Annotated in this window: 23 protein-coding genes; 14 read left to right on the top strand and 9 right to left on the bottom strand. The window is 74.4% G+C overall.

The annotated features are described in order from the left end of the window. The 7 genes from murJ to MY526_RS22000 form a co-directional block, all read left to right on the top strand. A partial coding sequence (murJ, locus tag MY526_RS22030) for a murein biosynthesis integral membrane protein MurJ (RefSeq protein WP_436705079.1) occupies window positions 1–1,873 on the top strand: 1,873 nt, incomplete at its 5' end. Between the two features lie 71 nt (window positions 1,874–1,944). After that, window positions 1,945–3,558 (top strand): hypothetical protein, encoded by a 1,614-nt coding sequence (locus MY526_RS22025; protein WP_436693571.1) that lies wholly within the window; start codon window positions 1,945–1,947, stop codon window positions 3,556–3,558. 129 nt (window positions 3,559–3,687) lie between these two features. Next, window positions 3,688–4,662, top strand: coding sequence for a thioredoxin-disulfide reductase (gene trxB, locus MY526_RS22020; protein WP_436705078.1), 975 nt, complete (start codon window positions 3,688–3,690; stop codon window positions 4,660–4,662). A gap of 135 nt (window positions 4,663–4,797) precedes the next feature. Then, window positions 4,798–5,124, top strand: coding sequence for a thioredoxin (gene trxA, locus MY526_RS22015; protein ID WP_436693567.1), 327 nt, complete (start codon window positions 4,798–4,800; stop codon window positions 5,122–5,124). Window positions 5,125–5,248: 124 nt separating this feature from the next. Beyond that, window positions 5,249–6,391, top strand: a complete 1,143-nt coding sequence (locus MY526_RS22010) for an N-acetylmuramoyl-L-alanine amidase (protein ID WP_436705077.1) — start codon at window positions 5,249–5,251, stop codon at window positions 6,389–6,391. 171 nt (window positions 6,392–6,562) lie between these two features. Continuing rightward, entirely contained in the window at window positions 6,563–7,966 is a 1,404-nt protein-coding gene (locus MY526_RS22005; protein WP_436693563.1) for a PLP-dependent aminotransferase family protein, read from the top strand. Further along, complete coding sequence (locus MY526_RS22000; RefSeq protein ID WP_436693561.1) at window positions 7,963–8,958, top strand: D-alanine--D-alanine ligase family protein; 996 nt, start codon at window positions 7,963–7,965, stop codon at window positions 8,956–8,958. The genes MY526_RS22005 and MY526_RS22000 overlap by 4 nt, the downstream gene beginning before the upstream one ends. A 143-nt stretch (window positions 8,959–9,101) precedes the next feature. On the opposite strand, the gene MY526_RS21995 is transcribed toward MY526_RS22000, so the two are convergent. The 8 genes from MY526_RS21995 to rpmH all read right to left on the bottom strand — a co-directional run bounded on the left by MY526_RS21995 (window position 9,102) and on the right by rpmH (window position 14,705). Then, entirely contained in the window at window positions 9,102–10,142 is a 1,041-nt protein-coding gene (locus MY526_RS21995) for a ParB/RepB/Spo0J family partition protein (protein ID WP_436693559.1), read from the bottom strand. Then, window positions 10,139–11,218 (bottom strand): ParA family protein, encoded by a 1,080-nt coding sequence (locus tag MY526_RS21990; protein WP_436705076.1) that lies wholly within the window; start codon window positions 11,216–11,218, stop codon window positions 10,139–10,141. The genes MY526_RS21995 and MY526_RS21990 overlap by 4 nt, the downstream gene beginning before the upstream one ends. A 75-nt stretch (window positions 11,219–11,293) precedes the next feature. Then, entirely contained in the window at window positions 11,294–11,908 is a 615-nt protein-coding gene (gene rsmG, locus MY526_RS21985) for a 16S rRNA (guanine(527)-N(7))-methyltransferase RsmG (RefSeq protein ID WP_436705075.1), read from the bottom strand. A gap of 41 nt (window positions 11,909–11,949) precedes the next feature. Continuing rightward, window positions 11,950–12,639 carry a protein jag gene (locus MY526_RS21980; protein WP_436693553.1) on the bottom strand — a complete coding sequence of 230 codons (690 nt, stop codon included), beginning with the start codon at window positions 12,637–12,639 and terminating at the stop codon, window positions 11,950–11,952. Between the two features lie 100 nt (window positions 12,640–12,739). After that, window positions 12,740–13,855 (bottom strand): membrane protein insertase YidC, encoded by a 1,116-nt coding sequence (yidC, locus tag MY526_RS21975; RefSeq protein ID WP_436693551.1) that lies wholly within the window; start codon window positions 13,853–13,855, stop codon window positions 12,740–12,742. Beyond that, the gene (gene yidD / locus MY526_RS21970; RefSeq protein WP_436693550.1) at window positions 13,848–14,186 is read right to left on the bottom strand and encodes a membrane protein insertion efficiency factor YidD; all 339 of its coding nucleotides are present in this window, start codon (window positions 14,184–14,186) and stop codon (window positions 13,848–13,850) included. Before yidD ends, yidC begins: the two co-directional genes overlap by 8 nt. Continuing rightward, window positions 14,183–14,566: a ribonuclease P protein component gene (gene rnpA / locus MY526_RS21965; RefSeq protein ID WP_436693548.1), complete on the bottom strand. Its 384-nt coding sequence runs from the start codon at window positions 14,564–14,566 to the stop codon at window positions 14,183–14,185. The genes yidD and rnpA overlap by 4 nt, the downstream gene beginning before the upstream one ends. 1 nt (window position 14,567) lies before the next feature. Next, window positions 14,568–14,705 (bottom strand): 50S ribosomal protein L34, encoded by a 138-nt coding sequence (gene rpmH / locus MY526_RS21960; RefSeq protein WP_089305879.1) that lies wholly within the window; start codon window positions 14,703–14,705, stop codon window positions 14,568–14,570. 597 nt (window positions 14,706–15,302) lie between these two features. Between rpmH and dnaA the strand changes: the two genes are divergently transcribed. The 7 genes from dnaA to MY526_RS21925 all read left to right on the top strand — a co-directional run bounded on the left by dnaA (window position 15,303) and on the right by MY526_RS21925 (window position 24,436). Beyond that, complete coding sequence (dnaA, locus tag MY526_RS21955) at window positions 15,303–17,084, top strand: chromosomal replication initiator protein DnaA (protein ID WP_436693546.1); 1,782 nt, start codon at window positions 15,303–15,305, stop codon at window positions 17,082–17,084. Between the two features lie 650 nt (window positions 17,085–17,734). Continuing rightward, entirely contained in the window at window positions 17,735–18,898 is a 1,164-nt protein-coding gene (gene dnaN, locus MY526_RS21950) for a DNA polymerase III subunit beta (RefSeq protein ID WP_436693544.1), read from the top strand. Between the two features lie 87 nt (window positions 18,899–18,985). Then, window positions 18,986–19,945, top strand: coding sequence for a phosphogluconate dehydrogenase (NAD(+)-dependent, decarboxylating) (gnd, locus tag MY526_RS21945; protein WP_436693542.1), 960 nt, complete (start codon window positions 18,986–18,988; stop codon window positions 19,943–19,945). 90 nt (window positions 19,946–20,035) lie between these two features. Then, window positions 20,036–21,238 carry a DNA replication/repair protein RecF gene (gene recF / locus MY526_RS21940; RefSeq protein WP_436705074.1) on the top strand — a complete coding sequence of 401 codons (1,203 nt, stop codon included), beginning with the start codon at window positions 20,036–20,038 and terminating at the stop codon, window positions 21,236–21,238. After that, on the top strand, window positions 21,235–21,732 hold the full coding sequence (locus tag MY526_RS21935; protein ID WP_436693538.1) for a DUF721 domain-containing protein: 498 nt from the start codon (window positions 21,235–21,237) through the stop codon (window positions 21,730–21,732). Before recF ends, MY526_RS21935 begins: the two co-directional genes overlap by 4 nt. 44 nt (window positions 21,733–21,776) lie before the next feature. Further along, entirely contained in the window at window positions 21,777–22,670 is an 894-nt protein-coding gene (locus MY526_RS21930) for a hypothetical protein (RefSeq protein WP_436705073.1), read from the top strand. Further along, window positions 22,667–24,436, top strand: coding sequence for an ABC transporter ATP-binding protein (locus MY526_RS21925; RefSeq protein WP_436693534.1), 1,770 nt, complete (start codon window positions 22,667–22,669; stop codon window positions 24,434–24,436). The genes MY526_RS21930 and MY526_RS21925 overlap by 4 nt, the downstream gene beginning before the upstream one ends. A 77-nt stretch (window positions 24,437–24,513) precedes the next feature. On the opposite strand, the gene MY526_RS21920 is transcribed toward MY526_RS21925, so the two are convergent. Continuing rightward, a complete protein-coding gene (locus tag MY526_RS21920; protein ID WP_436693532.1) occupies window positions 24,514–26,037 on the bottom strand; it encodes an SDR family oxidoreductase in 1,524 nt (507 codons plus the stop codon). Window positions 26,038–26,062 lie beyond the last annotated feature (25 nt).

Genomic DNA, 26,062 nt, shown 5'->3' with positions numbered 1-26,062 from the left:
GCCGGCCCGGGTCACGCCCACCGACGGGATCAGCAGCACGGCCAGGGACACGATCGCGCCCGCGACCCTGCCGCCACCGGCCCCCCGCGGCCCGTCACCGGCGGCGCGGGTCCGCCCGCTGCCCCCGGTGCCGCCGCCGCGCCCTCGGGCGGGGCGGTGGGTGCCCGGCCCCGACGACACCCAGCTCATCCCGGTGCTGCCGGCGGTGCCGCGTCCGGTCGACGAGACCGACGAGGAGGTCGAGGCCCGCGAGGGCGCCCCCGGCGCCAGCCGCGGCATCCTGCGCGCCGCCGGGACGATGGCCGTGGCCACCCTGGTGTCCCGGCTGACCGGCTTCCTGCGGACGGCGGTGCTCACCGCGGTCCTCGGCGTGGCCGCCGTCGGCAACGCCTACACGGTCGCGAACCTGCTCCCCAACATCGTCTACGAGCTGCTGCTGGGCGGGGTGCTCACCTCGGTCGTCGTCCCACTGCTGGTCAGCGCGCAGGAGAAGCACGAGGACGGCGGCGTCCGGTACACCCAGCGGCTGATGACGCTCACCGTCGTCGTGCTGACCGCGCTGACCGCGCTCGCCGTCCTCGCGGCGCCGGCGCTGACCTGGCTCATGGGCATCCGCGGGGACCCCGCCCAGGTCGCGCTCGCCAACTGGCTGGCCCGGATCCTGCTGGTCGAGATCGTCTTCTACGGCATCGGCGCCCTGGCCACCGCGATCCTCAACTCCCGCGCGGTGTTCGGCCCGCCGGCGTGGGCGCCGGTGCTCAACAACATCGTGGTGATCCTCACCGGCGCGCTGTTCGTGTTCGCCGGCGGGGCCGGTCCACTGACGCCGGTCACCATCACCGACACCCAGGTGTGGCTGCTCGGGATCGGGACGACGCTGGGGATCGCCGTCCAGGCGCTCGTGCTGCTGCCGCTGCTCGGCCGGCACGGGGTGCCGCTGCGCCCGCAGTGGGGGCTGCGCGGCACCGGGCTGGCCGAGGCCGGTTCGCTGGGCCTGTGGATGGTGGTCTACGTGCTGGTCAGCCAGGTCGGCGTCGTCGTGGCCAACCGGGTCGCCGCCGGGGCGGCGGACGCCGGCGGGCTGGGCAACCTGGCCTTCGCAAACGCCAGCCTGCTGTTCCAGATGCCCTACGGGATCATCGGCGTCGCCCTGCTCACCGCGCTGCTGCCGAGGATGAGCCGGGCCGCGGCGCGCTCCGACATCCCGGGGGTCGTGCAGGACCTCGCCCTCGGCACCCGGCTGTCGGCCCTGGGCCTGCTGCCGGTCACGGCCGCACTGGCGGTGCTGGGTCCCGCCGTGGCCACCGTCGCCTTCGCCCACGGCAACACCAGCGCCGCGGAGGCCCGGGGCATCGGCGTCGCGCTCGCTGTCGGGGCGTTCGGCCTGCTGCCGATGGCGGTCACGCTGCTCCAGCTGCGGGTCTTCTACGCGATGAAGGACGCCCGCACCCCGACGCTCATCCAGCTCGGGATGGTCGCCGTCCGGGTGCCGCTGCTGCTGCTCGTCCCCGTCGTCGTCGACCCCGACGAGGTGGTCGCGGGCCTGATGCTGGCCACGAGCACCACCTACCTCGTCGGCTGGGCCCTCGGGCACCTCGCGCTCCGCCGGCGGCTGGGCGTGCTCGGCACCCGGTCGAGCCTGGGTCCGGTGCTGCCGATCGCCGCCGCCTCGCTCGTCGCGGGCCTGCTGGGCTGGGGGACGGTCACAGTGACCAACAGCGCGCTGGGCACCTCGGTGGCGGGCTCGCTCGGCACCCTGCTGATCGGTACCGTGGTGGTCGGCGTCGCGGCTCTGGCAGGGCTCGTGCTCGCCCGGGTCTCCGAGGTCCGGGAGCCCCTGGCCGCCGTCAGGGCCCGGCTGGGGCGCGGATGAGCACCGCGGCGACGCCACCGCCGGGGCACCCCCGCCACCGGCCTGGAGCGAACAGGGAGTCGGCCGCGTCGATGACGTCCACGACCACCGGCCTCCCCGACCGCTACCGGCCCCTCGCCGAGGTCGGCCCGGCCGAGGCCACGTCGACCGGCGTCATCCGCTGCTGGCGCGCCAAGGACCGCATCCTCAACCGGGACGTCGCCATCCGGGTGCACACCCCCGGCGGCGCCGCGGCCCGCGAGTGGATCACCCGCGCGCTCACCGCCGGCGGCCTGGCCACGCCCGCCCTGGCCATGGTCTACGACGCCGCCGAGGGGTCGGGCGGCGCGGCCCCGGGCGGGGCGGCATACGTGGTCAACGAGTGGATCGAGGGGCAGACCCTCGCGGAGCGGCTGGCCGACGGGCCGATGCCGGAGCGCGAGGTCCGCGCCGTCCTGCGCCGCCTGGCCGAGGGGGTCGCCGAGGCGCACCGGGTCGGGCTCGCCGTCGGCGGGCTGACGCCCGAGACGGTCGTCCTGCGGCCCAACGGCCTGGTCGGCCTGCGCGCGGTCCCGGCCGCCAGCGGAACGGTGCAGGGCGACATCGCCGCGCTCGCCGAGCTGCTCGAGTACTGCCTCACCGACCGCCGCGCCGGCGAGGCCCCGGGGCGGTCGCCGGCCCTGTCCCCCGACCTCGCCGCCCTGGTCCGCCGCGCGCGGTCCCGGGAGCCCGGCGCCGGCCTCTCCAGCGTCGCCGCGATGGCCGCCCTGCTCGCCGAGCGCCCGCGCGGGCACGTCTCGGAGCCGGTCCGCGGCGTCGACGAGTCCGACAGCGGGTGGTTGCGCCGGCTGCGCGAGCGCCGCGAGGACGACGTCGCCGAGGACCCCTCGCCCACGATGGACGCCGGACCCGACGGCCCCCGGCGGCTGGACCGGCGCGGTCGGCCGCCGGTGCCCGCGCCGCGCGGCGAGGAGGACGACGACCTGCTGCCGCTGGCGGGCGGCTTCGGCGTCGAGGACGACGTCGTCACCGACGAGCCGGACCGCGACGGGTATGCCGAGCCGGCCCCCGCGGGCCGCCGCAAGCTCCTCGTCGTCGGCCTGCCGCTGCTCGCGCTGGCCGTGGTCATCGGGCTGGCCTGGTGGCTGGGGTCGAACGTGCTGTCCGTGGCGGGCTCGGTCGGCGAGGGCGGCACGGCGCCGAGCGCGCCGTCCAGCAGCGCGCCGGCCGACGAGGAGAGCCCGGCTCCCGGCGACGCCCCGGCCGCCACGATCGTCGGGGCCGCCGTGCTCGACCCCGGCGGCGACGGCGAGCCGGAGAACGTCGACGACATCTCGCTGTCCTTCGACGGCGACCCCGCGACCGCCTGGTCGACGCTCACCTACCGGGGCTCGCCCGCGTTCGGCAACCTCAAGGACGGCGTCGGCGTCGTCTACGACCTGGGCTCGGCGCAGGCCCTGGCCGGGGTGTCCGTGACGACGACCACACCCGGTGCCACTGTCGAGATCCGCGTGGCCGACGCGCCCGACGCCGGCATCGACGAGTTCGACGTCGTCGCCACCGGCGAGCTGGAGGCGACCACCGACCTCCCCTTCGAGGAGACCGTGACCAGCCAGTACGTGCTGGTGTGGGTGACCGGGCTGGTGGAGTCCGGCGACGGCTTCGCCGCCGGCATCGCCGAGGTGGCGCTGCAGCCGGCCGGCTGACGGCCGTCCCGAACCGCCCGGCCGGGACTTCCGTGGGCTGGAATGAGGCCCTGCTGACGGGGGAATGCGGCTCTTACGATCCTCGTTGTGCCGCCCGTGACCTCAGACCACCCGACCCCCGGACCCGCCGTGACCACTGACGGGAACCCCGCGATCCCGCCGGCGGAGCATGACGGCATCCGCGACCTGATCATCATCGGGTCGGGGCCGGCGGGTTACACCGCCGCCGTCTACGCCGCCCGCGCCAACCTGCACCCGCTGGTGTTCGAGGGTTCGCAGTTCGGTGGCGCGCTCATGACCACCACCGAGGTCGAGAACTTCCCCGGCTTCGCCGAGGGCATCCAGGGCCCGCAGCTGATGATGGACATGCGCCAGCAGGCCGAGCGCTTCGGCGCCGAGCTGGTCGCCCGCGACGTCAGCGAGGTCGACCTGACCGCCGAGCCCAAGATCGTGAAGGTCGGCGACGAGGTGCACCGCGCCCACGCGGTCATCGTCGCGACCGGCTCGAAGTACCGGTACCTGGGCCTGGACAACGAGGCCCGGCTGCTGGGCCGCGGCGTCTCGGCCTGTGCCACGTGCGACGGCTTCTTCTTCCGCGACCAGGACATCGTCGTGGTCGGCGGCGGTGACAGCGCCATGGAGGAGGCCACCTTCCTCACCCGCTTCGCCAAGTCGGTCACCGTCGTCCACCGGCGCCAGGAGCTGCGCGCGTCCAAGATCATGGTCCAGCGCGCCCAGGACAACGAGAAGATCCGCTGGCAGCTGGGCAAGCAGGTGACCGACGTGCTCGGCGACGAGACCGTCTCCGGCGTCCAGCTCACCGACACCGACAGCGGCGCGACCGAGACCATGCCGGTCACCGGCGTCTTCGTCGCCATCGGCCACGACCCCCGCAGCGAGATCTTCGCCGGCCAGCTCAAGCTGGACGACGAGGGCTACATCCAGGTGGAGCACCCGACCACCCGCACCAACATCGACGGCGTGTTCGCCTGCGGTGACGTCGTCGACCACATCTACCGGCAGGCCATCACCTCGGCCGGCACCGGCGCGGCAGCGGCGATCGACGCCGAGCGGTACCTCGCCGAGGCGTTCGGCGAGCGCTGAGCGGCGTTCGCCGGCGGTCTGCGGCGGGCATCACCAGCTCAGGCGGGGCATAGACCGCCCCTCTGGCCGGTTGTCCCAGCCGGGCCCCACTGCAGTGACACCCGAGGCCACTTCCGAACCACGAGGAGAACGACCATGGCAGGCAACACCGTGACCGTCACCGACGCCAGCTTCGCCGACGACGTGCTGGGCAGCGACAAGCCCGTGCTCGTCGACTTCTGGGCCGAGTGGTGTGGTCCGTGCAAGATGGTCGCCCCGGTCCTCGAGGAGATCGCCGCCGAGCACGGCGACAAGCTCACGATCGCGAAGCTGAACATCGACGAGAACCCGCAGATCGCGCGTGACTACCAGGTCATGTCGATCCCGACGATGACGGTGTTCCAGGACGGCAAGCCGGTGAAGAGCATCATCGGCGCCAAGCCCAAGGGTGCCATCCTCTCGGACCTCGCCGACTACATCTGAGCAAGCGCCCCCCTGCGGGGCCTCGTCTCACAGGGCCTCCTCGGCATCGCGCCGGGGAGGCCCTGCCGCGTCCGGGGCCCCCCGACGGGCCGGGAGGACGGCCGGGGACCACAATCGACCCACGATGGGAACCGACAGCCGCATGCACCCCCTCGGGGCCGGGGACCGCGGTCCCGCCGTTGCCGACGTCCACGCCGCCCTGCGCAGCATCGGGCTGCTCCCCGCCGCGGTCGGGGACGAGGAGGGCGACGCCGTCTACGACCAGTCCACGGAACTCGCCGTCCGGCACTTCCAGCAGGTCCGGGGGCTCTCCGTCGACGGCCGGGTGGGCGAGGAGACCTACCGCGCGCTGTCCGAGGCCCGCTGGTCCCTCGGTGACCGGCTGCTGCACCACGACCCGGTGCGCCCGATCCGTGGGGACGACGTCACGAACCTGCAGGACCGGCTGCACGAGCTCGGCTACGACGCCGGCCCGGTGGACGGCGTCTTCGGTGCGGAGACCGAGACCGGGCTGCGGGCCTTCCAGCGCGACTACGGGCTGACCTCCGACGGCACGTGCGGCCCGGCCACGCTGCGCGCCCTGCGGCAGCTCGGGCGCAAGGTGACCGGTGGCCGTCCGCAGCTGCTGCGGCAGAGCGCCAGCTTCGTGGAGAGCGGCCCGCACCTGATCGGCCGGCGCATCGTCGTGGACCCCGGGCACGGCGGTCCCGACACCGGGTTCACCGCGGGGGAGACCACCGAGGCCGACCTGGTCCTCGACCTCGCCTCGCGGATCGAGGGCCGGCTCGCCGCGGCCGGCGCCACGGTGTACCTGACCCGCGGGCGGAACCAGAACCCGTCCCCCGCGGAACGGACGGCGTTCGCCAACGACGCCCGCGCCGACCTGTTCCTCTCGCTGCACCTCGACGCGCACGCCTCCGAGCACGCCCGCGGGGTGGCCAGCTACTACTACGGCACCGGGTCGGGCGCCTCCTCGACCGTGGGCGAGCAGTTCGCCAACCTGGTCCGCCGGGAGGTCATCGCCCGCACCGGCATGCTCGACCTCGGCTCGCACGCCAAGACGTGGGACCTGCTGCGGGCCAGCCGCATGCCGGCGGTGCGGATCGACTGCGGCTACCTCTCCCACCCGGTCGACCGGCTGCTGCTGCTCGACGCCCGGCTGCGCAGCACCGTGGCCAGCGCCGTCCTGGCCGCCGTCCAGCGGCTCTTCCTGCCCGCCGAGGCCGACCCGCCGACGGGCACGTTCGTCCTCCCCGAGCGCGTCTGACGCCCTCCGCGGTATTGGATCCTCTACCCGCGTATCGGCTGCTCTGACGCGGGCATGGGATCCAATACCTCGCCAAGAACGCGGGGGCGGCTGGGACGGCTGTGACCGAACGGTCCGTCCGCCCGACGTGTCCCCGGCGGGCCGCTCCGCAGGGCTCCCTACACTCGACAGGTGGCCTCTCTCCCGCCCGGCACCCCTCCGGGTCCCGGTGTGCACCCCCACCCGGCGCCGCGCCACCCGCGGCTGGACCCGCTGGCCGACCGGTACGCAGCACGCACCCACGGGATGAAGACCTCGGAGATCCGCGCGCTGTTCTCCGTCGTCAGCCGCCCCGAGGTCGTCTCGCTGGCCGGCGGCATGCCCGCGGTCACCGCGCTGCCGCTCGACGCGGTCGGCTCGATGATCGGCGAGCTGGTGTCGGGCATGGGCGCCCAGACGCTGCAGTACGGGTCCGGTCAGGGCGACCCGCGGCTGCGCGAGCGGATCTGCGACGTCATGGCGCTGGAGGGCATCACCGACGCCTCGCCGAGCGAGGTCGTCGTCACCGTCGGCTCCCAGCAGGGGCTGGACCTGGTGACCCGGGTGTTCTGCGACCCCGGTGACGTCGTCCTCGCCGAGGGCCCCTCCTACGTCGGTGCGCTCGGGGTCTTCCAGGCCGCCGAGGCGCGGGTCCGGCACGTCCAGATGGACGACGACGGGCTGATCCCCGAGGCGCTGGAGCAGGCGCTGCTCGAGTGCCGGGCCAACGGCGACCGGGTCAAGTTCCTCTACACGGTGCCGAACTACCACAACCCGGCCGGCGTCACGCTGTCCGAGCCGCGCCGCCAGGCGATCATCGAGATCGCCGACCGCTACGACCTGCTCGTGATCGAGGACAACCCCTACGGGCTGCTCGGCTTCGACCGGGAGCCCATGCGGGCGCTGCGGGCGCGCAACTCCCAGCGGGTCATCTACCTCGGCTCGTTCTCCAAGACGTTCTCTCCCGGCCTGCGCGTCGGCTGGGTGCTCGCCCCGCTCGCCGTCCGGGAGAAGCTCGTGCTGGCCACCGAGGCGCAGGTGCTCTGCCCGCCCTCGCTCACCCAGTACGCCGTCGCCCGGTACCTCGACACCCAGCCCTGGCGCGAGCAGATCAAGCACTTCGTCGAGCTGTACCGCGAGCGGCGGGACGCCACCCTGGAGTCCCTCGAGCAGCTGATGCCCCCGGGCACGACGTGGACCAAGCCCGACGGCGGCTTCTACGTGTGGCTCAAGCTGCCGCACGGCCTGGACGCCAAGCGCATGCAGCCGCGCGCGGTCAACGCCCACGTCGCCTACGTGCCCGGCATCGGCTTCTACGCCGACGGCGGCGGCCGGGAGTACATGCGGCTGTCCTACTGCTACCCGGAGCCGGACCAGATCCGCGAGGGCGTGCGCCGGCTGGCCCGCGTCATCGAGGCCGAGCTGGACCTGCACTCCACCTTCGACGGCGTGGACACCGGCGCGTTCCGCGCCCTCGGCGCCCCCACCCGCAGCCACGACGCCGAGAACATCGTCGGCCCGGCCAACAGCGACACCTACGAGGACGGACGGGCATGACCGACGCCGCTGCCGCACCCGCCCCGGAGTCCGCGGGGGCACGCCATCCCCTGCGCGCCGTCGTCCTGGCCGGCGGGCTGAACTTCGAGCGGGAGGTCAGCCTCTCCTCCGGCACCCAGGTCTGGGAGGAGCTGACCCGCGCCGGGGTGGACGCCGAGGTGCGCGACGCCGACGCCGAGCTGCTGCCCGGCCTGTCCGCCGCTCCGGCCGACGCGGTCTTCATCGCCCTGCACGGCGCGACCGGCGAGGACGGCGCGCTGCGGGCGGTGCTCGACCTGGCCGGCGTCCCCTACGTCGGCTCCCCGGCCGCGGCCTGCCGGCTGGCGTGGGACAAGCCGGCCGCCAAGTCCGTCGTCCGCTCCGCCGGGGTGACCACGCCGGACTGGGTCGCGCTGCCGCACAGCACCTTCCGGGAGCTGGGCGCCGGCGCCGTGCTGGACCTCATCGTCGCCCGGCTCGGACTGCCGCTGATGGTGAAGCCGGCTTCGGGTGGATCCGCGCTGGGCGCGCAGAAGGTGACCCGCGTCGAGGACCTCCCGGCCGCGATGGTCAGCTGCTTCGCCTACGGGGACACCGTGATGGTCGAGCGGTTCGTCGACGGCGTGGAGCTCGCCCTGTCGGTCGTGGACCTGGGGGAGGGGCCCGAGGCGCTGCCGGCGGTCGAGATCGCCCCCGAGTCCGGGGTGTTCGACTACACCGCCCGCTACACGCCCGGGCTCACCGAGTACCACGCCCCTGCGCGGGTCTCCGCGGAGGTCGCCGCGAAGGCGGCCGCGCTCGCGGTCGAGGTGCACCGGGTGCTCGGTCTGGCCGACCTGTCCCGCACCGACGCCATCGTCGGTCCGGACGGCGAGGTGCACTTCCTCGAGGTGAACGTCTCGCCCGGGCTCACCGAGACGTCGATGTTCCCGATGGCGGTCGAGGCGGCCGGCCACTCGCTCGGCGACGTCCTCTCCCGGCTGCTGACCCGTCGGGCCGTCACCGCCCGCTAGCCCCGCCGGCATGGGAAGCTATGCCTACGTTTCTGGCGCCAGGACGTATGGATAGCCTCCTATGCCCGGGACCCCGCGCGGGGGCACCCACGAGGGCCGGTTACGTCAGTGACGTAACCGGCCCTCGTGGGTCTTTCCGGGCCTCAGCTCTCGGCGCGACGGCCCGTGATGTCCGGAGCCATCTGACCGATGATCCGCTGCAGGTCGTCGACCGAGCCGAACTCGACGACGATCCGGCCCTTGGCCCGACCGATCTGGATCTTCACCGTGGTCTCGAAGGCGTCCGACAGACGGCCGGCGAGGTCCTCGACGCCCGGTGCGGAGAACTTCCGGGGACGCCGCTTGCTGGCCGGCTCCTCGGCGACGGCCATCGCGACCGCCTCCTCGGTGGCCCGCACCGACATCCCCTCGGCGACGATGCGAGTGGCCAGCGCGTCCTGCGCCTCGGCGTCGGGCAGGCCGAGCAGGGCGCGGGCGTGCCCGGCCGAGATGACCCCGGCGGCGACGCGGGTCTGCACCTTCACCGGCAGCTTCAGCAGCCGGATGGTGTTGGTGACCTGCGACCGGCTCCGGCCGATGCGGCTCGCCAGCTCCTCGTGGGTGGCGCCGAACTCCTCCAGCAGCTGCTGGTAGGCGGCGGCCTCCTCCAGCGGGTTGAGCTGGACCCGGTGGATGTTCTCCAGCAGGGCGTCGCGCAGCAGCGCGTCGTCGGTGGTGTCCCGGACGATCGCCGGCACGGTGTCCAGGCCCGCCGCGCGCGCGGCCCGCAGCCGGCGCTCGCCCATGATGAGCTCGTAACCGCTGCCGTCCCGCTCGCGCACCACGATCGGCTGCAGCAGGCCGAACTCCCGGACGGAGTGGGTGAGCTCCTCCAGCGCCTCGTCGTCGAACACCTGGCGGGGCTGCCTGGGGTTGGGGACGACGTCGCCGACGGCCACCTCGCGCAGGTGCGCGCCCGGGACCCCGACCGCCTCCTCCTGCCGCCGGGCGACCGTCTCGGCGGCCTGCGCGGCGGGCGGCAGCAGGTGGACCGTGGGTGTGGTCTCCGGAGCGGAGGCCGGTGCCGCGCCGTCCGGGCGCTCGCCGCCGTCCGCCGACTCGGGCAGCGCGGACTGCTCGACGGGTGGGGGACTGGTGGGGATCAGCGCCGCGAGCCCCCGGCCGAGACCGCCACGCTTGCTCATGCTCTCTCCTCAGAGGACGGGGGGACGGGCACGGTCGCCGCGTCGGTGTCGGCGAACGCCCGTGGGGCGACGGAGACGGCGTTCATCGGGGTGGTCGGCGGGCCGCCGGGGGCGGGCGGCGCGCTCAACGGCGGCAGTGAGACGCCCCGCTCGGCGAGCTCGCGGGCGGCCTCCACGTAACTGGTCGACCCGCGCGAGCCGGGGTCGTAGGTGAGCACCGACTGGCCGTAGCCCGGGGCCTCCGAGACCCGCACGTTGCGCGGGATGACGGCGTTCAGCACGAGGTCCCCGAAGTGCTTGCGGACCTCCTCGGCCACCTGGTCGGCGAGCTTGGTGCGCCCGTCGTACATGGTGAGCAGGATGGTCCGGACGGCGATGCCCGGGTTGAGGTGCTGGCGGACCAGGTCGATGTTGTTGAGCAGCTGGCCCAGCCCCTCGAGCGCGTAGTACTCGCACTGGATGGGGATGAGCACCTCGTCGCCGGCCACCAGGGCGTTGAGGGTCAGCAGTCCCAGGGACGGCGGACAGTCCACGAGCACGTAGTGCGGCCGCTGATCGGCCGGCAGGGAGTACAGGTACGCCTCGATCGACCGGCGGAGCCGGTACTCGCGGGCGACCACCGAGACCAGCTCGATCTCCGCGCCGGCGAGGTCGATCGTCGCCGGCACGCAGTGCAGCAGCGGGCTGGCCGTGGTCGGGTGCACGACCTCCGACAGCGAGTGGTCGCCGACGAGCGCGTCGTAGATGGACGGCGTCCCGACGGTGTGGTCCACCCCGAGGGCGGTACTCGTGTTGCCCTGCGGGTCGAGGTCGATGACGAGCGTCCGCAGGCCGTAGAGGGACAGCGCCACGCCCAGGTTCACCGCCGAGGTGGTCTTGCCGACGCCGCCCTTCTGGTTGGCGATCGTGATGACGCGGATCCGTCCCGGCGCGGGGAAGGGCTCCTGGTTGGCGGCGTGCAGCACCCGGGTGGCCCGCAGGGCTTCCATGGCGATGGGGCTGTCGAAGTCCGCACCGGAGCTGGCCGCCTGGTCGGCGGCGAGGCTGCTCCGCAGCCGCTGGCCCGGGTCGGTCATCTCGGGTCCTTCCTGCCGATCCGTTTCACGTGGAACGGGCTCGGGGAGTCGTACGGGTTCCACGTGGAACAGGACTCACCGCGTTCCACGCGTCATGACCACCACGGTAGTGGCAGCGTCGCCGAGGTCCGCGCCGACAGCCCGGGCGTGCACCTCGCGCATGCCGGCCGCCTCGAGCTCGGGCACCAGCGCGGGCAGCTCCTCGACGGCGCGGGTACCGACGAGCGCGACCAGCTGGGCGCCCGGGCGCAGCAGGTCGCGGCACCAGGTGACCAGCCGGGGGAGCGCGGCGACCGCCCGGGCGGTGACGACGTCCACCGGGCCGACGGCCTGGCGGACGGAGCGCTCCTCGGCGCGGCCGCGGACCACCCGCCACGGGACGCCGAGCTCGGCGACGACCTCCTCCAGGAACTCCACCCGCCGGGCCATCGGCTCGACCAGGGTCAACCGGAGGTCTGGTCGCGCCAGGGCCAGCGGGACGCCGGGCAGCCCGGCCCCGCTGCCGACGTCCACCACCGCGGCGCCCGGGGGGACGGCCTCGGCCACGGCCGCGCTGTTGAGCACGTGCCGCTCCCACAGCCGCGGCACCTCGCGCGGCCCGATGAGGCCGCGGGTGACGCCGTCGGTGGCCAGCCGGGCGACGTACCGCTCGGCCGCCGGCAGGGCGTCCCCGAAGACCCGCCGCGCCACGGCTGGGGCCGGTGGGGCGGGTGGGGTCTCCGGCGCCGAACTCACTTGTCGGGGAGGACGACGACGCGGCGGTTGGGCTCCTCGCCCTCCGACTCGCTGTGCACCCCGGCCACGCCGGCGATGACGTCGTGGACGACCTTGCGCTCGAACGGGTTCATCGCGGCCAGCCGCTCGGGCTGGCGGCTGCCGGCCACCCGGCGGGCCGCCTCGGCGGCCAGCGTGGTGAGGTCTGCGCGCCGCTTGGCCCGGAATCCGCTGATGTCGAGCATCAGCCGGCTGCGGACGCCGGTGGACTGTGCCACGGCGAGCCGGGTCAGTTCCTGCAGGGCCTCGAGCACCGAGCCGTCGGGGCCGACCAGGTCGGTCAGCTGCCCGCCGACGATCGCGACGGAGGCACGGTCACCCTCGACGTCGAGGTCGATGTCGCCGTCCACGTCGAGGATGTCGAGCAGCCGCTCGAGGTAGTCGCCGGCCACGTCGCCCTCGCGGACGAGCAGGTCGTCGCGGCTCCGGGAGTCGCCGTCGACGTCGTCCTCGGTCTCGGCCTCGACGTCGTCCGCGGTGTCGACCTCGGTGTCGGCCGGCTCCACGAGGGCGTCGGCGCCGTCGTCGTCCGGATCGGGCAGGTCCGGCTGGGTCGGGGGGGTGTCGGCCGGCACGGGGCTGAGGACGGCACCCGAGGTCGCCTCGGCGGTCGCGGTCGTGTCGGTGGGGTGCTGCGGGGCGCTCATGGCTGTTCCTCCCAGTCGGAGCGGGCGTCCGGGGTTCCCCGGTGGTCGATGGCGGGCCGCAGGGCCGGCGGGCGTCCGCGCCGGACGCCGCAGCGCCGGGTCAGCGGCGCTTGCGCTTCCCGCGGTTGGCCGGACCCTGGCTGCCACGCCCGCCCCCGCTGCCGCTACCGCTGCGCGGGCGACCGGGCTGACCACGGCCGGCCGGCGGCTTGCCGTTGGCGCCCGACGCGGTCGCACCCGGCGGCAGCACGTCGTCGCCGTCCACGGGGGCCGGGGTGTCACTGCGCTTGGTCATGTCGACCGGTGCCGAGGTGTCGGCCGGGCGGCCGGGCTTCGGGCGGACCGGCTTGGCGCCGGGCTTGGGCGCGAGGGACTTCGGGTCGATGGCCGGCTTGTCAGCGGCGGCCTTCGCGAGGGCGGCGGGGGAGCCGGGCGGCGGCATCTTGCGCAGGATGAAGAACTGCTGGCCGAGGGTCCACAGGTTGTTGGTGAACCAGTAGAGGAGGACGCCGATCGGGAAGAAGAAGCCGGTGACGAAGAGGCTCAGCGGCATGCCGTAGAGCAGCAGCTTCTGCACCATGGCGGCCTGGCCCTCGACCGGCCCCGACCGCCGCATGATCTGCTTCTGCGTGATGAAGGTCGTCACGCACATGACCACGATGAGGATGAACGCGACCACGCGGATGTTCGCGTAGGAGGCGATCGCCAGGATCGCCTCCTCCTTGGCCCCGCTCATGCTGAACGAGGAGGAGATGGGCGCCCCGAAGAACGGCGCCCGGGCGGCCTCGTCGGTGAGCTCGTCGCTCCACCCGTAGAGCCCCTCCGCGCCGGGAGCCAGCCGGCGCAGGACGTGGAACAGCGACAGGAAGACCGGGATCTGCGGGAGGATCGGCAGGCAGCCGGCCAGCGGGTTGACCCCGCGCTCCTTCTGCAGCGCCATCATCGCCTGGCTGAAGCCCTGCTTGTCGCTGCCGTACTGCTTGCGCAGCTTCTGGATCTCCGGCTGGATCTCCTGCATCGCCCGCTGCGACTTGACCTGCTTGACGAACAGCGGGAAGAGGATCAGCCGGATCGTGACGACGAGGAACACGATCGACAGGGCCCAGGCCAGGCCCGAGAGCCCGGTGCCCGCGTCGGGGTCCTGGAAGACCAGGTTCCAGACCGAGTGCCACCGGGCCAGGACCCAGGAGATGGCGGTGTACAGCCAGTCAAGCAACGCCAGCCTCCTGCTGGGGTGCCCGGCGGGGAGCCGGGGGGTGGGCTTCGTCGGATCCGGGAGCCGCGCCGCGCGCCGGCGGAACGGGGTCGAACCCGCCGGGGTGCCAGGGGGCGCACTTGAGCAGCCGGCGCAGCGCGAGCCAGCTGCCCCGCGCGGCGCCGTGGACGGCGATCGCCTCGGCGGCGTACGCGCTGCACGTCGGGGCGAAGCGGCACCGCGGTGGCAGCGCCGGGCTGATCGCCCGCTGGTAGAAGCGCACCGCGGCCAGCAGCGCCCGGCCCACCGCGCCGCGGGAGCCGGGGGCGGGCCTCGCCGGGGTGGTGGTCACGAGACGCGCGCCCGCGCGCCGAGCACCCGGTCCAGGCCGGCGGCGAGGTCGCGACGCAGGTCGGCAGAGCTGGCGGACGCCGCCTCCGGCCGGGCACGCACCACGAGGTCCGCCGACGGCGGCACCCGGTGCAGCTCGCCCATCACCACCGCGCGCAGCCGCCGGGTCACCCGGTGCCGGACGACGGAGTTGCCCACGGCCCTGCCCACCACGAAGCCGGCCCGTGGACCACCGGGGCCACCGGCGGGGCCGGCACCCGGGGTCACGGGCCGTTCGGGGAGGTAGTGGAGCACCATGGTCGGCCGTCCGGCGCGCCTGCCGGACCGGACGACCGCGGTGAACTCCGGACGCCGGCGCAGGCGTGCCTGCGCGGGCAACACCTCAGGCGGAGAGCTTCTCGCGGCCCTTGCGCCGGCGGCCGGCGATGATCGCCCGCCCGGCGCGGGTGCGCATCCGCAGCCGGAAGCCGTGGGTCTTGGACCGGCGGCGGTTGTTCGGCTGGAACGTGCGCTTGCTCACGAGGTACTCCCACTACACGACATCGACGGTGCGCACCCACCGGTGGGCGGGCACGCGCGAAGGACGGTCCGGACGAGGTGACCGGTCAGGCCCCCGCCGTCCGCCGTCCACAGACTCCGACCAGCATAGCCGAGGAACGCGGAGTGCCGGAGGCCGCCCGGACACCGACTGCCCAGGCTCCACCACACCCGACGCCCGACGGCGACGACGCGCCGCGCGAGGCTCGCGACACGCCCGGCGGCGCGCGGCAACGGCCGTCCCGCGTCGTTGCCGGGCTGTGGATGAGGCTGTTAGCGTCGCCGTCGCTCCACACCGGACATCCGAGTCCGGCGCAGGGGCCGCCCCGCTGGGTCGACCGACCACCGCGACCACTCCGAGAACCTCCCATCCCGTTCCTGACCAGCGACGACGCCTCTGCCCGGTCCGCACCCGCGGATGCCGGCCGATCCTGCCGCTGGTCGTGCACAGCCTGTGGACACCGGTGTGGACACCGTGTGTCCGGATGTCCACAGCGGGGGACTGACCGGGGGACGACGGCGCCCGGCAGTCAGCGGCCTCGGTGGGGCGACGACACACGGAATCGGGGAGGACACGGCCATGGCCGATGCCACGGTTGACCTGGCGACGGTCTGGGACCAGATCCGCGAGCGGCTGGCCACGAGCCTGTCCCCGCAGCAGAACGCGATGCTCAACCTGACCCGGCCGGTCGGGGTGTTCGAGGACACGGCGGTGCTGTCGGCCCCGAACGAGTTCACCCAGACCGTGCTCGAGTCGCGGATGCGGCGGGTGCTCGCCGAGGCCCTGTCCGAGCACCTGGGCCGCGACATCCGCGTCGCCGTCCAGGTCGAGGACACCCCGGCCGAGCCCGTCGAGCCGCCGCACGATCCGGTTCCGACCCGGCGGCGGTGGTCGGCGGTCGAGGCGCAGCGGGCCGAGGAGGACCGGGAGACTCGCGACCGCGCCGACGACGGCCGCAGCGCCTTCGGGGTGCGCACCGACGTGACCCGGCCGCTGACCTGGGAGCGCGACGTCGCCGAGCGTCCCGGGCAGGACCTCCCGCCGCCGGCCCGGGAGGGCGAGGAGTGGACGCCCACCGACTGGAGCCCGCCGGCCCGCCGGCCGTCCGGCCGGCCCTCCCGCCCGCAGCGGGACTGGGGTGGCAGCGAGCCCGACGACGACGGCGCCGCCGTGCTGCCGTTCGACCTCGACACCGGCGGCGGGCAGCCCGACGAGGCGCCCGCCCCCGCCGGCCGCGGCCGCCGGGGGGACAGCCGCGCGTCGTCCGCCCGCGGCGGTGACGCCGTGCCGCTGTTCGGGGACCGGCGTGCGCCGGCCGGCGCGCAGGATCCGGGGCTGAACCCGAAGTACGTCTTCGACAGCTTCGTCATCGGCAACAGCAACCGGTTCGCCCACGCCGCCGCGGTCGCCGTGGCCGAGGCGCCGGCCCGCGCCTACAACCCGCTGTTCATCTACGGCGACTCCGGGCTGGGCAAGACCCACCTGCTGCACGCGATCGGGCACTACGCGGCGCGGATGTTCCCCAACGTCCGGGTGCGGTACGTGAGCACCGAGGAGTTCACCAACGAGTTCATCAACCTGGTGCACTCCGGCCGCGCCGAGGACTTCCGCCGTCGCTACCGGGACATCGACTTCCTGCTCATCGACGACATCCAGTTCCTGGAGCGCGCCGAGCGGACGCAGGAGGAGTTCTTCCACACCTTCAACACGCTGCACAACGCCAGCAAGCAGATCGTCATCACCTCCGACCGCGCGCCGAAGAAGCTGACGACGCTGGAGGACCGGCTGCGCACCCGCTTCGAGTGGGGCCTGATCACCGACGTCCAGGCGCCGGACCTCGAGACCCGCATCGCGATCCTGCGGAAGAAGGCCTACGGCGAGCGGCTGCAGGTGCCCGACGCGGTGCTCGAGTTCATCGCCAGCAAGGTGCAGACCAACATCCGCGAGCTCGAGGGCGCGCTCATCCGGGTCACCGCCTTCGCCAGCCTCAACAAGCAGCAGGTGGACCTGCCGCTGGCCGAGCTGGTGCTCAAGGACCTGATCAGCGACGAGCAGGGCCCGCAGATCACCGCGGCGATCATCATGGCGGCCACCGCCGAGTACTTCTCCGTGACGATGGAGGAGCTGCAGGGCTCCAACCGCAGCCGCACGCTGGTCAACGCCCGGCAGATCGCGATGTACCTGTGCCGCGAGCTGACCGAGCTCTCCCTGCCCCGGATCGGCGCCTCGTTCGGCGGCAAGGACCACACCACGGTCATGCACGCGGTCAAGAAGATCACCAACCTGATGAGCGAGCGCCGCGCCACCTACACCCAGGTGACCGAGCTCACGGCCCGCATCAAGAGCCGCGCCCGGCAGTGACCGGACGGCCGGCTGTCCACAAGCCTGTGGGTGGCCGGTGTGCGCTCCCCACCGCGGAGACGGTGGCCTCCGGGTCCCCCGGACGGGTGACCTCGGTCGACTCGTCGACGAGTTGTCCCCAGGAATGTGCACAGGCTGGGGGTATCTCGTACCGACGGGCTCACGGCACGTCACGGACACCCCGGACGGGGCGAGCCGCCCGGATCGGGGTACCTCGTCGTTGACCTGCTCGTTCTCCGTCTCCGGACCGCACTACCCCGCCGTCGGCCGGCTCACGCCTCCCGGTCGTGCACACCACCTGGGGACGGACCCTGGGGGAACCATGGGACAGGACGTGGACGGACGGCGACCGGTGTGCACGGACGTCGAGATGTCCACGTGTCGACACCGGACGGGGACGATCCACCCACAGTCCGCCAACATGTCGACTTCCGCGCTGACCTGCGCGGACGGGCTCGATCCCCAGCTTCCACACCAGTGATGACGAAGATGAGGGAGTTGTTCCGAGGAGTCCTTGAACCACACTCTGGGTGGGGAAGCAGCGCTGGGAGTGACCCGATGGGGGCCGCGGTTACCCGCATGTCGCCCCCAGAAGGCACGATGAGCACCGCAGCAGGAGGAGCACGCACAGAGCTGGGGTGGATCAGGTCATGAAGTTCCGGGTGGCACGTGAGGTGCTCGCCGATGCCGTCGCCTGGACGGCGCGCAGCCTGCCGCCCCGGCCGTCGGTGCCGGTCCTGGCCGGCATCCTGCTCGAGGTCGACGGCAGTCAGCTGTCGGTGTCGGGCTTCGACTACGAGGTGTCCGCACGCGCGGAGGTCGACGTGCAGGCGTCGGAGAGCGGCCGGGCCCTGGTGCCCGGGCGGCTGCTCGCCGAGATCACCCGCGCGCTGCCGCCGCACCCGGTGGACATCACCGCGGAGGGCCCACGCCTGGCGATCGCCTGCGGCAACGCGCGGTTCAGCCTGCCGACGCTCCCGGTGGAGGACTACCCCTCGTTGCCGTCGATGCCCTCGTCGGCCGGCGTCGTGGACAGCGACGTCTTCGCCGAGGCGGTCGGCCAGGTGGCCATCGCCGCCGGCCGGGACGACACGCTGCCGATGCTCACCGGCGTCCGGCTGGAGATCGAGGACGACCTGGTCACTCTCGCCGCCACCGACCGCTACCGGCTGGCGGTGCGCGAGTTCGCCTGGCGCCCGGAGACCCCTGGCCTGTCGGCGGCGGTGCTCGTGCCCGCCCGCACGCTGGCCGACGCAGCGAAGACGCTGACCAGTGGCCCGGAGATCGTCGTCTCGCTGTCCTCCAGCGGCTCCGGCGAGGGCATCCTCGGCCTCTCGGGCAAGGACCGGCAGACCACGACCCGGCTGCTGGACGCCGAGTTCGTCAAGTACCGCGCGATCATGCCCAACGACTCGCAGGCCAACGCCGTGCTGCCGGTCGGGCTGTTCACCGACGCCGCCAAGCGCGTCGCCCTGGTCGCCGAGCGCGGCACCCCGCTGCGCTGCGAGTTCACCCCCGGCCAGGTCACGCTGCGGGCCGGCGGGTCCGACGACGAGGGCCAGGCCGAGGAGCGCTGCGACGTCGAGTTCGAGGGCGAGCCGCTGACCATCGGCTTCAACCCGACGTTCCTGCTCGACGGGCTGGCGGCGGTGCACACCAGCCGGGCGCGGATGGACTTCACCAGCCCGCTCAAGCCGGCCGTGCTCTCCGGGGTGGAGGAGCCGGCGGCCGACGACGACCAGGCGGCGTCCCGTCCGGCCGAGCGGCCGGGCAGCTACCGCTACCTGATCATGCCGGTGCGCCTGCCCGGGTGAGATGGACCCTCCTGCCCCCCACCGTTCGCGAGCGCGCGGCGGGACCCTGCAGGAGGGCCGTCCGCCGGGCACGATGAGCCGAGAACCGTGATCGCGAACGAGGGGACTGTTGTCGTGCAGCTGGGGCTGATCGGTCTGGGCAAGATGGGCGGCAACATGCGGGAGCGGCTGCGCCGCGCCGGTCACGAGGTGATCGGGTTCGACCACCACCCCGACCGGCGGGACGTCGACAGCCTGCCGGCGCTGGTCGAGGCGCTGTCGGCACCGCGCGTGGTGTGGGTCATGGTCCCGGCCGGGGACCCCACGAAGGCCACCGTCAAGGAGCTGGGCGAGCTGCTCAGCCCCGGTGACGTGGTCGTCGACGGCGGCAACTCGAAGTACACCGACGACCAGATCCACGACGTGATGCTCCGCGAGAAGGGCATCGGCTACATCGACGCCGGCGTCTCCGGCGGGGTCTGGGGCCTGGAGAACGGCTACGCGCTGATGGTCGGCGGGACGAAGGACGACGTCGCCAAGGTGCAGCCGGTCTTCGACGCCCTGAGGCCACCGTCGCCGGTGGACGAGTCCGGCCAGGAGATGCCCGGCGCGGGGTTCGTGCACGCCGGACCGGTCGGCGCCGGCCACTTCTCGAAGATGGTCCACAACGGCATCGAGTACGCGATGATGCAGGCCTACGGCGAGGGCTACGAGCTGCTGGCCGCCGTCGACCTGATCGAGGACGTGCCCGGGGTGGTCAAGTCCTGGACCCAGGGCACGGTCATCCGCTCCTGGCTGCTGGACCTGCTGGTCCGCGCGCTGGAGGAGGACCCCGAGCTGGAGAAGATCCGGGGCTACGCGGAGGACTCCGGCGAGGGCCGGTGGACCGTCGAGCAGGCCATCGAGAACGCCGTCCCCATGCCGACGATCGCTGCGTCGCTGTTCGCCCGGTTCTCCTCGCGGCAGGAGGACTCCCCGACGATGAAGGCCGTCGCCGCGCTGCGCCAGCAGTTCGGTGGTCACGCGGTGCAGGCGGTCCGGCAGCAGGAGGCCGAGCGCCCCGCATGAGAAAGGACCACCCTTCCCCCCACGCCTCGCACGCTCGGCGCGGGACCCTGAAGGGCGGCCGTTCCAGCACGTCACCCACGGGATGCTGAGGTGTACCTGCGGCACCTGCAGCTCGGCTCCTTCCGCAACTGGGACCGGGTGGACATCGCGCTGACCCCGGGACCGACGGTCTTCGTCGGCCGCAACGGCGAGGGCAAGACCAACCTCGTCGAGGCCGTCGGCTACCTCGCCACGATGGGCAGCCACCGGGTCGCCAGCGACGCCCCGCTGGTCCGGCAGGGCGCACCGCAGGCGGTGGTGCGCGCCGCGCTGCGCCGGGAGGACCGCGAGCTGCTCGTCGAGATCGAGATCAACCCGGGCCGGGCCAACCGGGTGCGGGTCAACCGCGCCGCCCTGCCGCGGCCGCGGGAGCTGCTCGGCCTGGTGAAGACCGTGCTCTTCGCTCCGGAGGACCTCGTGCTCGTCCGCGGCGACCCCGCCGAGCGCCGGCGCTTCCTCGACGACCTGCTGGTCAGCCGCACCCCGCGGCTGGCCGGCGTGCGCAGCGACTACGACCGGGTGCTCAAGCAGCGCAACGCCCTGCTCAAGACCGCCCGTCTGGCCCGCGGCAACGCCCTGGCAACCCTCGACGTCTGGGACGGCCACCTCGTCGAACTCGGGGGTCAGCTGCTCGCCGCCCGGCTCCGGCTGGTCGCCGAGCTCGGCCCGCACGTCGCCCGCTCCTACGCCGACGTCGCCGGGGCCGACGCGGCGGTCGCGGCCCTCGGCTACGCGAGCACCGTGCCGCTGGCCGGGGACGGGACGCCGCTGCCGCCGGGGGACCGCCTGCCCGACGTCGCCGAGCTCAGCGCGGCCTTGCGCGAGCGCGTGGCCGAGCGCCGCGGCGAGGAGGTCGACCGCGGGATGACGCTGGTCGGGCCGCACCGCGACGACCTGGTCATCTCCCTCGGGTCGATGCCGGCGAAGGGGTTCGCCAGCCACGGGGAGTCCTGGTCGCTGGCGCTCGCGCTCAAGCTGGGCTGCTTCGCCCTGCTCCGGTCCGACGGCGAGGAGCCGGTCCTGCTGCTGGACGACGTCTTCGCCACCCTCGACGCCGAGCGGCGGGCGGCCCTGGCGGCGGTGGCGCGCTCGGCCGAGCAGACGCTGATCACCGCGGCCGTGCTCGACGACGTCCCGACGGAGCTGCGCCGCACCGTCGTGCAGGTCGCCGGGGGGCAGGCGGTTCCGTCCCGGGCCGCGGCGGCCGAGGATGGGGCCGTGGACGGCGCGGTGCTCGAGGAGGGTGCGCGGTGACCTCGGACCAGGGGCGGCCGAGCGACATCGCGCGGGCGGCGCTGGAGGCCGCCCGCGCCGCGTCGGCGTCCCGGCCGCGGCCCACCCGGCGGCGGATCGCCGGCCCGCGGCGCACCTGGACCGGTGCCCGCCCGGGCGACGACGACCCCCAGCCGCTCGGCCGGCTGGTCGACTCGCTGGTCAGCGCGCAGGACTGGACCGAGCACACCAAGGTGGGCGCCGTCTTCGGCCGCTGGTCGGCCCTGGTGGGGCCGGACATCGCCGCGCACTGTGCCCCGCAGACCCTGAACGACGGCGAGCTGCTGGTCATCGCCGAGTCCACGGCGTGGGCCACCCAGCTGCGGCTGCTGGCCCCGACCATCCTGGGCCGGCTGCGCGCCTCGATCGGCGGGGACGTCGTGACCCGGCTGCGCGTTGTCGGACCGACGGCCCCGAGCTGGAAGAAGGGTCCGCGGTCGGTCCGCGGGCGGGGGCCGCGCGACACGTACGGATAGGAGCGCCGCCCGGGACCGGGCCGCTCCGGGAGGACGATGCAGCGATGAGCAGCCCCGGCGACCGCGATCGCGACGGTTTCGACGACCGGCCCGACGAGGGCAGCGGCTGGCGGGAGCCGGTCCACCTGGGCAAGGGGGACACCCCGGGTCCGGCACCCGACCGGCCGGCCGAGCCGCCGCAGCCCGAGCCGGCGTGGCAGCCGCCCGGCTGGGACCTCCCGGCCGCGGAGCCCGAGCGCCCGGTCCAGCCGCAGACCGCGGGTGAGCAGCCGGCCGGGGGCGGGGGGTTCGGCGGCCGCCGCCCGCGCACGCCGAGCGAGCTGGAGCGGGTCTTCGCCTACCAGGGCGACCCGGTCGGCGCGCAGGGCTGGGCGATCCAGCACGGCTGGGACATCTCCGACGGCACCGCTCCGCAGGACGCCGTCCTGGCCGAGCTGGTCACCACCGCGCCGGTGCGGGCCACGAAGGACCACCGTCCGGCCGGCGTGATGCGTGGCCGCTACGGGTCGCTGGACCTGGTCGCCTTCGACGTCCTCTACGCCTCGGGCCGCTACGCCGTCCCCGAGTACGCCGTCACCGCCGCGCCGGTGCTCGGCACGGTGCCGCGGCTGCGGCTGTCCCCCGCCCGGTTCTGGAAGCACCGCACCGGCGGGCTGGCACAGGTGCCCAGCGGCGACCCGGTGTTCGACGCCCGGTGGGTGCTGCTGGCCGCCGAGGACGGCCCCGCCGTCCGGCGGCTGGTGGAGGACACGACGGTGCGCGGCCTGCTGCTCGGCACCGACGACGGCGACGAGTTCTGGACGACGGCCGGGCACGGAGGGGGCTGGGCGGGCGGCTTCGTCGCCGCGATCCGCCCCGACGGCCACCGCCCCGAGCTGATCGAGCACCACGCCCGGCTGCTCACCGCGATCGTCGGCGCCCTGGCCGCGGGCGCGTGACCGAGCTGGCGCCGGCACCGTCGCCGTCGGCCGGGCTGCGGGAGCTGCTGCCGCTGCTGCGCCCGCACCGCCGCCCCCTGCTCGCCGCGGCCGGGCTGTCGCTGGTCGCGGCCGCCGGCGCGCTGGCCCAGCCGGCGCTGGTCGCCCGGGTCATCGAGGCGGTGGGTGCGGGGCGGGCGCTGCTGCCGGCGGTGCTCACGCTGGTCGTCGTCCTGGTCGCGTCCTCGGCGCTGTCGGCGTTCCAGCAGTACCTGCTGCAGCGCACCGCCGAGGGCGTGGTGCTCTCCACCCGGCGGACGCTGGCCGACCGGCTGCTGCGGCTGCCGGTCGCCGAGTACGACCGGCGGCGGACCGGCGACCTCATGTCGCGGGTGGGCGCCGACACCACGCTGCTGCGGGCCACGGTCACCTCCGGCGTCGTCGACATCCTCGGCTCGGTGGTGGTCGGCGCCGGTGCGCTGGTGGCGATGGCGCTGGTCGACGGCTGGCTGCTGCTGGTCACGGTGGTGTCGGTCGCGATCGGGGTCGCGGTGGTGGCCACGGTGTCCCGCGGGGTGCGCCGGCTGTCGAAGCAGGCCCAGGAGGAGGTCGGCGCGATGACGGCGGCCGTGGAGCGGGCGCTGTCGGCGGTGCGCACCATCCGGGCCAGCAGCGCCACCGGCCGCGAGGTGGAGGTCGTCGGCGCGAGCGCGGGCCGGGCGTACGACGCCGGGGTGCGGGTGGCCCGGCTCGAGGCGTTGGTCTCCCCCGCCGGCTCGATCGCCGTCCAGGGTGCGTTCCTCGCCGTCCTCGGGCTCGGCGGGTACCGGGTGGCCGCCGGGTCGATCGCCGTCGCGGACCTGGTCGCGTTCATCCTCTACCTGTTCCTGCTGGTCATGCCGCTGGGGCAGGCGATCGGCGCGTGGAACCAGATCCAGATGGGGCTCGGCGCGCTGGCGCGGGTGCAGGAGATCCTGGCGCTGGCGCCGGAGGACGACGCCCGGCCCGAGCGCGGCGGCGCGGTGCTGCCCGTCCCCGCGACGCCGCCGTCCCGCGCGGTACCGCTGCTCGAGCTGGACGACGTCACCTTCGGCTACCCGGACGGCACCGGGGTGCTGCGCGGGGTGTCCCTCGCCGTCCCCGCCGGCTCCCGCGTGGCCCTGGTCGGGCCCTCGGGCGCGGGCAAGTCGACGGTGCTCGCGCTGGTGGAGGGCTTCTACCCGCTGGACGGCGGCGTGATCCGGTGGGCGGGCACGGACGTGCGCGACCTGCCGCGGGCCGCCCTGCGCGCACGGCTGGGCTACGTCGAGCAGGAGGCCCCGGTGCTGGCCGGCTCGGTCCGGGACAACCTGCTGCTGGCCGCGCCGGGCGCGACCGACCCGGAGCTGTGGGCGGTGCTCGCCGACGTCGGGCTCACCGAGGTGGTGCAGCGCTCGCCGCGGGGGCTCGACGTCCCGGTGGGCGACGACGGCGTGCTGCTGTCGGGCGGGGAGCGGCAGCGCCTGGCGATCGCCCGGTCGCTGCTGGCCCGCCCGGCGCTGCTGCTGCTCGACGAGCCGACCGCCAGCCTCGACGCCCGCAACGAGCAGCTGCTCCGGCAGACCCTCGCCGCGGCGGCGGAGGACCGGGCGCTGCTCGTGGTGGCCCACCGGCTGTCGACGGTGCTCGACAGCGACCAGATCGTGGTGCTCGACCACGGCCGGGTCGTCGCCCGCGGCACCCACGACGAGCTGGTCGAGTCCAGCCCCCTCTACCGCGAGCTCGCCGCCGCCCAGCTCCTCGTCTGACCCGGCGTCGACCGTGTGCGCTGACGCGCAGTTCCCGGGCCGGGAACTGCCCACCGGCGCACACCGAGGCCGCGCTGTCAGGCGGCGTCGTCCTCCCGGGAGCGCTTCTCGCCGGCCTGCGCCGTCCTCGCCTCGGCCTCGCGGCAGATGTTGCGCAGCATCCCGCCGAACACGAACCCGTGGAACGGGACGAGCGCCCACCAGTACAGGTGACCGAACAGTCCCTGCGGCTTGAACGTCGCGGTCTGCCGCAGCAGCGGCTGCTCGCCGTCCTGTTCCACGTGGAACTCCAGCCAGGCCAGGCCGGGCACCCGCATCTCGGCGCGCAGCCGCAGCAGCCGGCCGTCCTCGATCTCCTCGACCCGCCAGAAGTCGAGGGCCTCGCCGACGTAGAGGTCCCGCGGTGACCGCCGACCCCGGCGCAGGCCCACTCCGCCGACCGCCCGGTCCAGCAGGCCGCGCACCTCCCACGCGAGCCGGAACGAGTACCAGCCGGTGTCACCGCCGATCCCCACGACCACCTGCCACAGGGCCGCCGGCGACGCCGTGGTCGCCCGCGTCCGCTCGTCGACGTAGAGGCTGCCGCCGGCCCAGTCGGGGTCGGTCGGCAGCGGGTCCGACGGCGCCCCGGGCACCGACGCCGACGACCAGCGGGTGACCACCGCGGCGTCCTTCACCCGCTGCACCGCCAGCCGCGCCGCCTCCTCGAACCCGAGCAGCCCCTCTGGCGGATCGGGCACGTACCGCGCGATGTCGTGCTCGGTGCAGACGACGGTGTTGCGCAGCGACTCGACCAGCGGGCGGGCGATCCCGGCCGGCACCGGCGTGATCAGCCCGACCCAGTGGCTGGACAGCGACGGCGTGAACAGCGGCACGGGCAGGATCCGCCGCCGCGGCAGGCCGGTCACGATCGCGAACCGCTGCATCATCTCGGCGTAGCTCATGACGTCGGGGCCGCCGATGTCGAAGCAGCGGTGGACGTCGGCCGGCAGCTGCGCGCACCCGACGAGGTAGCGCAGCACGTCGCGGATCGCGATCGGCTGGATCCGGCTGTGCACCCACCGCGGCGTGACCATCACCGGGAGCCGCTCGGTGAGGTACCGGAGCATCTCGAAGGACGCCGACCCCGAGCCCAGCACCACCGCCGCCCGCAGCACCACCGTCGGGACGCCCGACTCGAGCAGGATCCGCGCCACCTCCGCCCGCGACCGCAGGTGCGGGGACAGTTCCTCGTCCTGCGGCTCCAACCCGCCGAGGTAGACCAGCCGGCCGACGCCGGCCTCGCGGGCGGCCCCCGCGACCACCTGCGCCGTCCGCCGGTCGGTCTCCTCGAACGCCGGGCCGGCGCCCAGCGCGTGGACCAGGTAGTAGACGACGTCGACCCCGTCGCACGCGGCCGCGACCGCCTCGGCGTCCCCGGCGTCCGCGCGGGCCACCTCGACCTGCCCGGCCCACGGGTGGTCGCGCAGCCGTTCCGGCGAGCGGGTCATCACCCGCACGCGGTGACCGGCGGCCAGCAGCTCGGGCACCAGCCGCCCGCCGATGTAGCCGGTCGCGCCGGTGACGAGGCAGGTCTTCGGGGTGGCGGCGGGTTCGGTCATGCCCCAGTGTCCGGCTCCGCCGGTC

This window comes from Geodermatophilus sp. CPCC 205761 (assembly GCF_051383655.1).
Taxonomy (GTDB): domain Bacteria; phylum Actinomycetota; class Actinomycetes; order Mycobacteriales; family Geodermatophilaceae; genus Geodermatophilus.
The sequence above is the reverse complement of the archived record's forward strand: the minus strand, read 5'-3'. Positions and strand labels throughout refer to the sequence as shown.